Raw genomic sequence first — 12,761 nt, forward strand, 5'->3', positions numbered from 1 at the left:
GCGGCCGGGTACGTCAGGACGGCCGTACGATCCCCTGCGCCCGCGCCGCCACGAGCCACTTCGGGAATTCCCCGACCAGGCGGTCGTACAACTCGGCGTCGGACACGGTCCGCGGATCCGAGCCGGCGTGGAAGAACCCGGCGTTGTCGACGACCCGCTTGGCCGGCACCGCCAGTTCGTCGAGCTTGCGCAGGAAGTCGAACTGCTTGCTGGTGGGGTCCCCGAAACCGATGAACTGCCAGAACAGCGGGAGGGGGGCCGCCTTGCACAGGTACCGTTCGGCGGCGAGCTTGTTGATGGGCCCGCCGTCGGTCTGGAACACGACCAGGGCGGGGTCCCTCGACCCGCTGTCCAGGTAGTGGTCGATGACGGCGTCCATCGCCAGGTGGTAGCTGGTCTTGCCCATGTGCCCGAGCCCGGCCACGATCCGCTCGATCCGCCCCTGGTGGCCGGCCAGCGCGATCTCGGTCTCGGCGTCAACGTCGGTGGAGAAGAACACCACCGGCACGCTCCCGTCGTCGTCGAAGTGCGCCGACAGCCCGAGCACCCGGTCGGCGAGCGCCTGCACGCTGCCGTCCTTGTAGTACGGCTTCATCGAACCGGAGTAGTCGACCACCAGATAGACCGCCGCCCGCACCCCGTCCAGCCCGTGCTTGCGGAGCGAGACCCCGGCGTTCTTGTACAGGCTGACCAGCGCGGGCGCGGTCTCCTCCACCTTGCTGAGACTGATCGCGGCCATATGGTCTCCCCCTGGTGCACCTGGCTGGCTGCCGAGGTTACGGCACACCGGCCCCGCCTCTCCCTCCGTCCACAGGTGTTCGCTATTTTGTTCGCCGCCGACCCCACCGGCTCACCGTTCGTCCAGTCCCCTTCGAGGAGCCGGCTGTGGAGCCCGAGTCCACCCCGTCCACCGAGTCCACCGAGTCCACCGAGTCCACCGTCACCACCTGCTATCGCCACCCCAAAGTGGAGTCCCACGTCCGCTGCACCCGCTGCGACCGGTACATCTGCCCGGACTGCATGCGCGAGGCGTCCGTCGGCCACCAGTGCGTGGAGTGCGTGAAGGAGGGCGCGCGGTCGGTGCGGCAGGCGCGGACTGTCGTCGGTGGGCGGATGGCCGCGACGCCGCTCGTGACCTCCGTGCTCATCGGGCTCAACGTCCTCGCCTACCTGGCCGAGGTGGTGCGCCCGGAGATCCTGGACCGTTTCGCGATGGTCAGCGCCCGGCTGGTCGGCCCGGACGGCGGCTACTACGTCTACGAGCCCGGACACCCCTCCGACTTCCACGCCGAGGGCGTGGTCGCGGGGCAGTGGGAGCGGCTGCTGACCAGCGGTTTCCTCCACCTGCCCCCGACGGAGGGCACCTTCGGGCTGCTGCACATCGTGATGAACATGTTCTCGCTGTGGCAGCTCGGCCGGATCGTGGAGCCCATGCTGGGCCGGGTCCGGTACATCGCGCTCTACCTGCTGGCGACGCTGGGCGGTTCGGTGTTCGAGCTGCTGCTGACCGACGTGAACGTGGAGTCGGTCGGCGCGTCGGGGGCGGTCTTCGGCCTCGGCGCCGCGTACTACGTCCTCGCCCGCCGGGTCGGGGCAGACATGCGGGGCGTCAACCGGTTCATGGCGTTCCTGCTCCTGTGGCTGCTGCTCTCCGCCGGTCTCACCTCCTGGCAGGGCCACCTCGGTGGACTGCTCACGGGAGCCGCGGTGACGCTCGCCTACGCTTATGCCCCACGCGGCCCGCGTCGGGTCCTGATCCAGGTGGCCGCCTGTGTGAGCGTGTTCGTGCTGCTGGCGGTGGTCGCGGTCGCGAGGGTTTCGGAACTGACCGGCGGAGGGGTGGCCCAGTGAGACGTATCGGTGTCCTGCTCTTCGCGACCGTCCCCGTGGCCGTCACCGCGGCCGTCTACTTCCTCGTCCCCACGGACTCCGCCGAGAGCCCGGGCGAGCCCACCGTCGCCACCGCGCAGCAGGCGTCCCGGCAGGACGCCAAGAGCCGGGCCGAGCAGGAGCGGTCGGCGGACGACAAGCTGATCGCGAGCCTGCCGCCGGGGCTGGCCGCCCCGGCGAAGAAGGAACTGGCCCAGCAGCTCGTATCCAGCGCCGAGAACTCGACCCTGGACTGGCGCGACACCTTCGAGTACATCGAGGACATCGACGACGGCCAGGGCTACACGGCCGGCATCATCGGCTTCTGCACCGGCACGCACGACCTGCTCACGCTGGTCGAGCGCTACACCGCCGACCATCCGGACAACGGGCTCGCCAAGTATCTGCCCGCCCTGCGCGCGGTGGACGGCACCGACTCCCACGAGGGCCTCGACCCCGGTTTCACGGCGGCCTGGAAGGCGGAGGCCGAGCAGCCCGCCTTCCAGGAGGCCCAGCTCGCCGAGCGCGACCGCGCCTACTTCGACCCGGCGGTCCGCCTCGCCAAGCTCGACGGTCTCGGCACGCTGGGCCAGTTCATCTACTACGACGCGATGGTCTTCCACGGCCCGGGAATCGACGACGACGGCTTCTACGTACTGCGCGAACGCGCCCTGCGCGAGGCGGACTCCCCCTCCCAGGGCGGCTCGGAGAAGGCCTACCTGGACATCTTCCTCGACATCCGCCGCAAGGCCATGCGGGAGAAGCGTCCGGGCACCGACACCACCCGCATCGACACGGCCCAGCGCCAGTTCCTGTACGACGGGAACCTGCGGTTGCGGACGCCGCTGGAGTGGCGGGTGTACGGGGAGCCGTACAGGATTCCCTAGGCGCCGAAAGGTGACGGCGCCTGCCCAGTCGTCCGGTCGGGGACTGTGGGGCAGGCGCCGTCAGTGTTCCGTACGCCGTTGTACGGGACGTTTGTCGAGTGACCCTCAGGTCACCTGTTGTGCGGCCGTCAGACCATCAGCGCGCGGTCCGTCGGCTTGATGGGGGCCGGCAGTTCGCTGGCGCCCGTCAGGAAGCGGTCGCAGCCGCGGGCGGCCGACCGGCCCTCCGCGATGGCCCAGACGATGAGCGACTGGCCGCGGCCCGCGTCACCGGCGACGAAGACACCGGGGACGTTGGTCTGGAAGTCGGCGTCGCGGGCGATGTTGCCGCGCTCGTCGAGGTCCAGGCCGAACTGGTCGACGAGGCCGTTCTCGCGGTCGGTGCCCGTGAAGCCCATCGCCAGCGTCACCAGCTGGGCGGGGATCTTGCGCTCCGTGCCCGGCTTCGGGGTCAGCTTGCCGTCGATGAACTCGACCTCGGTGAGGTGCAGCCACTGGACGTTGCCGTCCTCGTCGCCCTCGAAGTGGGTCGTCGAGACGGAGTAGACCCGCTCGCCGCCCTCCTCGTGCGCGGACGTGACCTTGTAGAGCATCGGGAAGGTCGGCCACGGCTGGGAGACGGCGTTCCGCTCGTCGCCCGGGCGGGGCATGATCTCCAGCTGCGTGACGGAGGCCGCGCCCTGGCGGTGGGCGGTGCCCACGCAGTCGGCGCCGGTGTCGCCACCGCCGATGACCACGACGTGCTTCCCCTCGGCCGAGATCGGGGGCGTCACGAAGTCGCCCTCCTGCACCTTGTTGGCCAGCGGCAGGTACTCCATGGCCTGGTAGATGCCCTGGAGCTCGCGGCCGGGGACCGGGAGGTCACGGGCGGTCGTGGCGCCGGCGGCGATGACGACGGCGTCGTACCGCTTCTTGAGGTCGGTCGCCTTGAGGTCGCGGCCGATCTCGATGCCGGTGCGGAAGCGGGTGCCCTCCGCGCGCATCTGCTCGATACGGCGGTTGATGTGCCGCTTCTCCATCTTGAACTCGGGGATGCCGTAGCGGAGGAGGCCTCCGATGCGGTCCGCGCGCTCGTAGACGGCGACGGTGTGGCCCGCCCGCGTGAGCTGCTGGGCGGCGGCCAGGCCCGCCGGGCCCGAGCCGATCACGGCGACGGTCTTGCCGGACAGGCGCTCGGGGGCCTGCGGGGCGACGGTGCCCTCGTCCCACGCCTTGTCGATGATCGAGACCTCGACGTTCTTGATGGTCACGGCCGGCTGGTTGATGCCGAGCACACACGCCGACTCACAGGGAGCGGGGCACAGACGGCCCGTGAACTCCGGGAAGTTGTTCGTGGCGTGCAGACGCTCGGACGCGGCGGCCCAGTCCTCGCGGTAGGCGTAGTCGTTCCACTCGGGGATGAGGTTCCCCAGCGGACAGCCGTTGTGGCAGAACGGGATGCCGCAGTCCATGCAGCGGCTGGCCTGCTTGCTGATGATCGGCAGCAGGGAGCCGGGGACGTAGACCTCGTTCCAGTCCTTCAGACGTACGTCGACCGGGCGGGACTTGGCGACCTCGCGGCCGTGGTTCAGAAAGCCCTTCGGGTCAGCCATTGATCGCCGCCTCCATCATCTTCTCGGTGATCTCGGTCTCGGACAGACCGGCTCGCTCGGCGGCGTCCTTGGCGGCGAGCACTGCCTTGTACGTGCTGGGGATGATCTTGCTGAAGCGCTCGACGGCGGTGTCCCACTCGGCCAGGAGCTTCTCGGCGACCGTGGATCCGGTCTCCTCCTGGTGACGGCGGACCACGTCGTGCAGCCACTGCTTGTCGGTGTCGTCGAGGGCCTCGACGGCGCTGACGTTGCCGACGTTGACGTTGTCGCGGTCGAGGTCGATGACGTACGCGATGCCGCCGGACATACCGGCCGCGAAGTTACGGCCCGTCTCGCCCAGGACCACCGCGTGACCGCCGGTCATGTACTCGCAGCCGTGGTCGCCCACGCCCTCGGAGACGACCGTCGCGCCGGAGTTGCGGACACAGAACCGCTCGCCCGTACGACCGCGCAGGAACAGCTCGCCGCCGGTCGCGCCGTACGCGATGGTGTTGCCCGCGATCGTCGAGTACTCGGCGAGGTGGTCGGCGCCCCGGTCCGGGCGGACGATCACCCGGCCGCCGGAGAGGCCCTTGCCGACGTAGTCGTTGGCGTCGCCCTCCAGGCGCAGCGTGACACCGCGCGGGAGGAAGGCGCCGAAGGACTGGCCCGCGGAACCGGTGAAGGTGATGTCGATGGTGTCGTCGGGCAGGCCCGCGCCACCGAACTTCTTCGTCACCTCGTGGCCGAGCATGGTGCCGACCGTGCGGTTGATGTTGCGGACCTTGACCTGGGCGCGCACCGGCTGGGCGTCGGTCGCGAAGTCCGCGGCCAGGGCGTCGGCGGCGAGCTTGATGAGCTCGTTGTCGAGCGCCTTCTCCAGGCCGTGGTCCTGCTCGATCAGCTGGTGACGCACCGCGCCCTCGGGCAGTGCGGGCACGTGGAACAGCGGCTCCAGGTCCAGGCCCTGCGCCTTCCAGTGGTCGACGGCACGCGTGACGTCCAGCGTCTCGGCGTGGCCGACGGCCTCCTCGATGGTGCGGAAGCCCAGCTCGGCGAGGATCTCGCGGACCTCTTCGGCGATGTACTGGAAGAAGTTCACGACGTACTCGGCCTTGCCGGAGAACCGGTCGCGGAGCGTCGGGTTCTGGGTGGCGATGCCGACCGGGCAGGTGTCCAGGTGGCAGACGCGCATCATGACGCAGCCGGAGACGACGAGCGGCGCGGTCGCGAAACCGAACTCCTCGGCGCCGAGCAGCGCGGCGATGACGACGTCACGGCCGGTCTTCAGCTGACCGTCGGTCTGTACGACGATGCGGTCGCGCAGGCCGTTGAGCAGCAGCGTCTGCTGGGTCTCGGCGAGGCCGAGCTCCCAGGGACCGCCCGCGTGCTTGAGCGAGGTCAGCGGGGAGGCACCCGTACCGCCGTCGTGGCCGGAGATGAGTACCACGTCCGCGTGCGCCTTCGACACACCCGCCGCGACCGTGCCGACGCCGACCTCGGAGACCAGCTTGACGTGAATCCGCGCCTGCGGGTTCGCGTTCTTCAGGTCGTGGATCAGCTGGGCCAGGTCCTCGATGGAGTAGATGTCGTGGTGCGGCGGCGGGGAGATCAGGCCCACGCCCGGCGTCGAGTGACGCGTCTTGGCGACCCACGGGTAGACCTTGTGGCCGGGCAGCTGGCCGCCCTCACCGGGCTTGGCGCCCTGGGCCATCTTGATCTGGATGTCGTCGGCGTTGACCAGGTACTCGGACGTGACACCGAAGCGGCCGGAGGCGACCTGCTTGATCGACGAACGCCGCGCCGGGTCGTACAGACGCTCCGGGTCCTCGCCGCCCTCACCGGTGTTGGACTTGCCGCCCAGCTGGTTCATGGCGATGGCGAGGGTCTCGTGCGCCTCCTTGGAGATGGAGCCGTACGACATGGCGCCGGTGGAGAAGCGCTTGACGATCTCGCTGGCCGGCTCGACCTCGTCAATGGAGATCGAGGGGCGGTCGGACTTGAAGCCGAAGAGCCCGCGGAGCGTCATGAGGCGCTCGGACTGCTCGTTCACGCGCTCGGTGTACTTCTTGAAGATGTCGTAGCGACCGGTGCGCGTGGAGTGCTGGAGGCGGAAGACCGTCTCCGGGTCGAACAGGTGCGGCTCACCCTCACGGCGCCACTGGTACTCGCCGCCTATGTCGAGGGCGCGGTGGGCGGGCGCGATGCCCGACGCCGGGTACGCCTTCGCGTGGCGCGCGGCGACCTCCTTGGCGATGACGTCGATGCCGACGCCGCCGATCTTGGTGGCCGTGCCGTTGAAGTACTTCTCGACGAAGGCGTCTACGAGGCCGACGGCCTCGAAGACCTGGGCGCCGCGGTAGGAGGCGACGGTCGAGATGCCCATCTTGGACATGACCTTCAGGACGCCCTTGCCGAGGGCGTAGATCAGGTTGCGGATGGCCTGCTCGGCCTCGATGTCCGAGAGGAAGGTGCCCGCGCGGACCAGGTCCTCGACGGACTCCATCGCCAGGTACGGGTTCACGGCGGCGGCGCCGTAGCCGATCAGCAGGGCGACGTGGTGGACCTCGCGGACGTCACCGGCCTCGACCAGCAGGCCCACGTGCGTGCGCTGCTTGGTGCGGATGAGGTGGTGGTGGACGGCCGCGGTGAGCAGCAGCGACGGGATCGGCGCGTGTTCGGCGTCCGAGTGGCGGTCCGACAGGACGATCAGCCGGGCCCCGTTGTCGATGGCGGCGTCGGCCTCGGCGCAGATCTCCTCGATCCGCGCGGCGAGGGCGTCACCACCGCCGTGCACCCGGTACAGACCGGACAGGGTCGCGGCCTTGAAGCCGGGCATGTCGCCGTCGGCGTTGATGTGGATGAGCTTGGCCAGCTCGTCGTTGTCGATCACCGGGAAGGGCAGGGTGACCGAGCGGCAGGACGCGGCCGTCGGGTCGAGCAGGTTGCCCTGCGGGCCCAGCGAGGAGTGCAGCGAGGTGACGAGCTCCTCGCGGATGGCGTCCAGCGGCGGGTTGGTGACCTGCGCGAACAGCTGGGTGAAGTAGTCGAAGAGCAGACGCGGGCGGTCGCTCAGCGCGGCGATCGGCGAGTCGGTGCCCATCGAGCCGATCGGCTCGGCACCGGCCTTGGCCATCGGCGCGAGGATGACGCGCAGCTCCTCCTCGGTGTAACCGAAGGTCTGCTGGCGGCGGGTGACCGAGGCGTGCGTGTGCACGATGTGCTCGCGCTCGGGCAGGTCGGACAGCTCGATCTCGCCGGCTTCCAGCCACTCGGCGTACGGCTTCTCCGCCGCGAGCTGGGCCTTGATCTCGTCGTCCTCGATGATGCGGTGCTCGGCGGTGTCCACGAGGAACATGCGGCCGGGCTGCAGGCGGCCCTTGCGGACGACCTTGGCGGGGTCGATGTCGAGGACGCCGACCTCGGAGCCGAGGACGACGAGGCCGTCGTCGGTGACCCAGTAGCGGCCGGGGCGCAGACCGTTGCGGTCGAGCACGGCGCCGACCTGGGTGCCGTCGGTGAAGGTGACACAGGCCGGGCCGTCCCAGGGCTCCATCATCGTGGAGTGGAACTGGTAGAAGGCGCGCCGGGCCGGGTCCATGGAGTCGTGGTTCTCCCACGCCTCCGGGATCATCATCAGCACGGAGTGGGGCAGCGAACGGCCACCGAGGTGGAGCAGCTCCAGCACCTCGTCGAAGGACGCCGAGTCGGAGGCGTCCGGCGTGCACACCGGGAAGATCCGGTCGAGGGCCTTGCTGTCGGATCCGAACAGGTCGGAGACGAGCTGCGACTCGCGGGCGACCATCCAGTTGCGGTTGCCCTTGACGGTGTTGATCTCACCGTTGTGCGCGACGAAGCGGTACGGATGCGCGAGCGGCCACGACGGGAAGGTGTTCGTCGAGAAGCGCGAGTGGACGAGGGCGACGGCCGAGCCGAAGCGGCGGTCGGACAGGTCCGGGAAGAAGGGCTCCAGCTGGCCCGTGGTCAGCATGCCCTTGTAGACGATGGTGCGGGCCGACAGCGACGGGAAGTAGACACCGGCCTCGCGCTCGGCGCGCTTGCGCAGCACGAAGGCCTTGCGGTCGAGCGCGATGTCCTTCGAGGAACCGTCCGCCACGAAGAGCTGGCGGAAGGCGGGCATCGTCGAGCGGGCGGTGGCACCCAGCAGCTCGGGGGCGACGGGAACCTCGCGCCAGCCGAGGACGGTGAGGCCCTCCTCGGACGCGATCGTCTCGATCTGCGAGACGACGTCCTGGGTTCCGTCCTCCGGCAGGAAGGCGATACCGACGGCGTACGCACCGGCCTCGGGCAGTTCGAACCCGGCCACCTCACGGAAGAAGGCGTCCGGCACCTGGGAGAGGATGCCCGCGCCGTCACCCGAGTCGGGCTCGGAGCCGGTGGCACCACGGTGTTCGAGATTGCGCAGAACGGTCAGCGCCTGCTCGACCAGCGTGTGGCTCGCCTCGCCGGTGAGGGTGGCCACGAAGCCGACGCCACAGGCGTCGCGCTCGTTGCGGGGGTCGTACATACCCTGCGCAGCAGGGCGAGCATCCATGAACGACCAGTTCTGGCCATTCGCGGAGTGCTGGGACGGCTGGCGCGGCGTACGCATCGGCTCTCCCGTCGTCGTCATCTGGCATATGCAAATTGCCGAGGGACGACGTTGGCCCTCTGCGTGAGTGCAAAATTTCGTGCAGGTTACATGATGGGGCGGTTCTCGGGAAGCGGGATAATCCGTTCCATCATGCGGACACCAGGGGCTGCAACAAGGGTTCCGCGCCCATGGCTTGAAGTATGTGGGGACCGAACGAGACAGGTCCGTGCCCGTCGATCCGAGGCGGAGGGGGCGTCGTCGCCCACCCCGCGAGTACGCCGCAGGCGTCATTGCCCACAGCGCTTACGGCTCATGCCCGGTGGTCATGCATCCGAAACCAGCGAGTAACGGCTACTTATGCGGCCCAACGCATAAGTTCCAGCCGATCTATCCTACGGCCGTTCCGAACCAACCGCCCAGGGCGTACGTCACACCGGCTGCGGCACCACCGAGCGCGAGCTGCCGCAGCCCGCTGTACCACCAGGTCCGTGCCGTCACCTTGGCCACGACCGCACCGCACAGGAACAGCCCGACGAGCGCGAGCAGCACGGCCGGCCACAGCGAGGTCGCACCGAGCAGATACGGCAGTACGGGCAGCAGGGCACCCAGCGCGAAGGACCCGAACGACGAGACGGCCGCGACCAGCGGCGAGGGCAGATCGCCGGGGTCGATGCCGAGTTCCTCGCGGGCGTGTATCTCCAGGGCCACCTCGGGATCACGGGAGAGCTGCTCGGCGACGGCCTTCGCGAGCCGCGGCTCGACCCCCCGCGCCTCATAGAGCGCCGCGAGCTCGGCCTCCTCGTCCTTCGGGTGCTTTCTCAGCTCCCGCCGCTCGACGTCCAGCTCGGCCTCGACGAGCTCACGCTGCGAGGCGACGGAGGTGTACTCGCCCGCGGCCATGGAGAAGGCGCCGGCGGCGAGCCCGGCGAGGCCGCTCAGCACGATGGTCTGCTGACCGACCGCGCCGCCCGCGACGCCGGTCATCAGGGCGAGGTTGGAGACCAGCCCGTCCATCGCACCGAAGACCGCGGGCCGCAGCCAGCCGCCGTTCACATCGCGGTGGGTGTGGTTGTCACGGTGCGCCTCGTGCAGCGGCGCCTCGGTCTCGATGATGGCCATGAAGGTCCCCCGGAGAACTCAGGTAAGGCTGTCTTTAGACAAGTTCTATTCTTCGACAACACCAAATCTACGCCCGGAAATTCCTGCCCGCCAGCAAGGAAAGGCTGGGCTAACCTGCGGTTTTCCCTTAGAACGCTCATTCGTGCCGAGGCATGCACAAATGTCGACCGGGTGACTCTGGGGTTTCCGAGGCTCAGGTCAACCGCCGACGGTGGGACACATCCGCAAAGGGCTCCGCGCCCTGGGCGGAGCCCCCGGAGGAGAGGCCGCGCATGCCATCCATCGCCTGCATCCCCTCGGTCCCGGCGCCGGGGGACGCCGCCGAACTCCGCGAACGGGCGCGCGGCGCGCTCCTGGGCCTGGCGGTCGGCGACGCGCTGGGCGCCCCCGCGGAGAACATGAAGCCCTCCGAGATCCGCGCCCGCTGGGGCCGCATCACGGGGTTCGTCGCCGACAACCCCTCCGGCACGGACGACACCGAGTACGCGATCTTCTCGGGCCTCCTCCTCGCCCGCCACGGCTCCGCCCTCACCCCGGCCCATGTGGAGACGGCCTGGCACGAGTGGATCGCGGACCGGGCGGAGGGCCCGTTCCGGGGCGCGGGCTTCAGCGAGCGCGGCACGCTGGAGAACCTCCGCCGAGGACTGGCGGCCCCCATCTCGGCCCAGCACCGCCATGCCTGGAGCGACGGCCTCGCCATGCGGGCGGCCCCCTTCGGCGTCTTCGCGGCGGGCCGACCGGCGGAGGCGGCCCGCCTGGTGGCGATCGACGGCTCGGTGAGCCACGACGGCGAAGGCATCTACGGCGGCCAGGCGGTGGCGGCGGGCGTGGCGGCGGCCATGGCGGGGGCGCCCACGATCGCGGTCGTGGCCTCGGCCCTCGCCGTGGTCCCGGACGACTCCTGGACGGCCAGATCCCTGAGAAGGGCGGTGGCAGTGGCCCACCGCGGCGAACGCGCGGTCCGCTCCGCCGTCGTCATCGGCGGCTACCCCTGGACCGACCTCGCCCCCGAGGCGGTCGCCCTGGCCTTCGGCGCGTACGCGGCAGCGGACGGCGACTTCGTCCAGGCGGTCCTCACCGCCGTGAACATGGGCCGGGACGCGGACACCACGGCGGCCGTGGCGGGTGCGCTGGCCGGCGCGACCCAGGGGGCACCGGCGATCCCGACGGAGTGGGCGGCGGCGATCGGGCCGGCGAGGGGGAGCTGTCTGCCGTCGATGGCCGGGCATCACGTGCTGGACGTGGCGGAGTTGCTGGTGCCGGGGGAGGACAGGAAATGGGTGACGGGGGGACTCGCGGCAGTCGAGGCGCCGACATCGCGCGCCGGAGCCCGACGATGACCCCGCCCACCCCATGGGACGAGGGCGCCCCGACCATGCCACCCCCAGAAGCCGAGCCCACGCTGCTCGTACAGCCGGCCGAGCCGACGATCGCGGACGGCTCGCCCGTGACACAGCCGAACGAACCCGCGGCCGCCGACGGCGGGCACGCCCCACTGGGGCCACCCGCAGCCGAAGACGAGAGCCGCACGGGCGGTGCGGGTGGGAATCAACAACCGGCCGAAGGCGAAGCCGAGGCCGGAACGGCGCACGCCCCGCAACACAAGGCCAACCGCGTCGAAGGCCTCCTGCTCGGCCTGGCCGCAGGCGACGCCGCCGGCTGGCCCGCCGCCCGCCACAGAGCCGCCCGTATGCCCGACTGGACCCGCCGCCTCACCCGCGAACTCGACACCTTCGCCGAACACAACGCCACCACCACCCTCCCCGTCCCCATCGCCCTCAACCAACCCCCCGAACCCCTCCGCCTGGGCCCCTCCGACGACGCGGAATGGGCCGCCTTCGCAGCGGAGGCACTCCTCCGCGCCGGCGACGACACCGCCCTCGGCGACCTCAGCCGAGAACGCCGCACCCGAGCCGCGATCGACCTCACCTGGAACGCCGTAGCCAGCGAGGTCGCCGCCGCAGCGGACCGCGCCCCCGAGATCGAGTCGGCGATCCTCCCCCTGCGCGCCCGCATCTCCGTCCGAGCCGGCCTCGGCAACCTCGCCACCGGCCTGCGCCCACCCGCCACCGGCCACGACAACCCGCACTACTTCGACGACGCGGCCTGCGTCAGGGCCTGCGTCCTCGCCGTGGCCCACCCCGGGGATCCGCACCTCGCCGCCGACCTCGCCGAGTTCGACGCCCGCTACACCCAGGACGGCGACGGCGTTCACGGCGCGAGGGCGATGGCGGCGGCCCTCTCCCTGGCCCTGACCGGCGCGAAGACCGAGACCTGCGTAGCGGCGGCACTCACCGAGCTGCCCGAGGAGACGGAGATCGGCCGCAACGCCCGCCACGCCCTGCGGCTCGCGCAGGACGCCGACAGCGCCTTCGCCCTGATCCCCCTTCTGGAACACCAGATCGTCGACCACGTCTACAGCTACGGCATCGCCGCCGCCGAAACGGTCCCGGTCGCCCTGGCCCTCGCGGTCGCCGCGGACGGCCGTATCGCCGAGGCGGTCCCCGCCGCAGCGTGCCTCTCCCGGGTCGCGGACTCGGCACCGGCGCTGGTCGGGGCATTGACCGGCGCGCTCGGTGGCGGCACCTCCGTCCCCGCGTCCTGGCGCGACGCCTGCCGCACCCTCTCCGGCTGTGTACTCCCCCGGCTCACCGGCACTGACCTGGTGGAACTCGCCGAACTCCTGGAAGCCACGCAACCGGCCCGACCAGGAGGATGATT

8 protein-coding genes are annotated in these 12,761 nt (G+C 70.5%); 4 read left to right on the forward strand and 4 right to left on the reverse strand.

The features are described 5' to 3' along the window. Window positions 1-13 precede the first annotated feature (13 nt). Complete coding sequence (locus ABIE67_RS13050; RefSeq protein WP_370256637.1) at window positions 14-739, reverse strand: VWA domain-containing protein; 726 nt, start codon at window positions 737-739, stop codon at window positions 14-16. Between the two features lie 146 nt (window positions 740-885). Between ABIE67_RS13050 and ABIE67_RS13055 the strand changes: the two genes are divergently transcribed. After that, window positions 886-1,851: a rhomboid family intramembrane serine protease gene (locus tag ABIE67_RS13055; protein WP_370256639.1), complete on the forward strand. Its 966-nt coding sequence runs from the start codon at window positions 886-888 to the stop codon at window positions 1,849-1,851. Then, window positions 1,848-2,756, forward strand: a complete 909-nt coding sequence (locus tag ABIE67_RS13060; RefSeq protein ID WP_370256642.1) for a chitosanase — start codon at window positions 1,848-1,850, stop codon at window positions 2,754-2,756. The genes ABIE67_RS13055 and ABIE67_RS13060 overlap by 4 nt, the downstream gene beginning before the upstream one ends. A gap of 128 nt (window positions 2,757-2,884) precedes the next feature. On the opposite strand, the gene ABIE67_RS13065 is transcribed toward ABIE67_RS13060, so the two are convergent. From ABIE67_RS13065 to ABIE67_RS13075, 3 genes are all read right to left on the reverse strand, one after another. After that, on the reverse strand, window positions 2,885-4,348 hold the full coding sequence (locus ABIE67_RS13065) for a glutamate synthase subunit beta (RefSeq protein WP_370256643.1): 1,464 nt from the start codon (window positions 4,346-4,348) through the stop codon (window positions 2,885-2,887). After that, window positions 4,341-8,939 carry a glutamate synthase large subunit gene (gene gltB / locus ABIE67_RS13070; protein WP_370268520.1) on the reverse strand — a complete coding sequence of 1,533 codons (4,599 nt, stop codon included), beginning with the start codon at window positions 8,937-8,939 and terminating at the stop codon, window positions 4,341-4,343. The genes ABIE67_RS13065 and gltB overlap by 8 nt, the downstream gene beginning before the upstream one ends. A gap of 369 nt (window positions 8,940-9,308) precedes the next feature. Continuing rightward, window positions 9,309-10,040, reverse strand: a complete 732-nt coding sequence (locus ABIE67_RS13075; RefSeq protein ID WP_370256644.1) for a VIT1/CCC1 transporter family protein — start codon at window positions 10,038-10,040, stop codon at window positions 9,309-9,311. Window positions 10,041-10,312: 272 nt separating this feature from the next. Between ABIE67_RS13075 and ABIE67_RS13080 the strand changes: the two genes are divergently transcribed. Then, entirely contained in the window at window positions 10,313-11,380 is a 1,068-nt protein-coding gene (locus ABIE67_RS13080) for an ADP-ribosylglycohydrolase family protein (protein WP_370256645.1), read from the forward strand. Beyond that, a complete protein-coding gene (locus ABIE67_RS13085) occupies window positions 11,377-12,759 on the forward strand; it encodes an ADP-ribosylglycohydrolase family protein (protein ID WP_370256647.1) in 1,383 nt (460 codons plus the stop codon). The genes ABIE67_RS13080 and ABIE67_RS13085 overlap by 4 nt, the downstream gene beginning before the upstream one ends. The last annotated feature ends 2 nt before the right edge of the window (window positions 12,760-12,761 follow it).

It is taken from the genome of Streptomyces sp. V4I8 (assembly GCF_041261225.1).
Lineage (GTDB): Bacteria > Actinomycetota > Actinomycetes > Streptomycetales > Streptomycetaceae > Streptomyces.

Coding starts and splice junctions, on each gene's coding strand:
- ABIE67_RS13085 (WP_370256647.1), top strand. CDS start 11,377: ATGACCCCGCCCACCCCATGGGACGAGGGCGCCCCGACCATGCCACCC.
- ABIE67_RS13080 (WP_370256645.1), top strand. CDS start 10,313: ATGCCATCCATCGCCTGCATCCCCTCGGTCCCGGCGCCGGGGGACGCC.
- ABIE67_RS13075 (WP_370256644.1), bottom strand. CDS start 10,040: ATGGCCATCATCGAGACCGAGGCGCCGCTGCACGAGGCGCACCGTGAC.
- gltB (WP_370268520.1), bottom strand. CDS start 8,939: ATGCGTACGCCGCGCCAGCCGTCCCAGCACTCCGCGAATGGCCAGAAC.
- ABIE67_RS13065 (WP_370256643.1), bottom strand. CDS start 4,348: ATGGCTGACCCGAAGGGCTTTCTGAACCACGGCCGCGAGGTCGCCAAG.
- ABIE67_RS13050 (WP_370256637.1), bottom strand. CDS start 739: ATGGCCGCGATCAGTCTCAGCAAGGTGGAGGAGACCGCGCCCGCGCTG.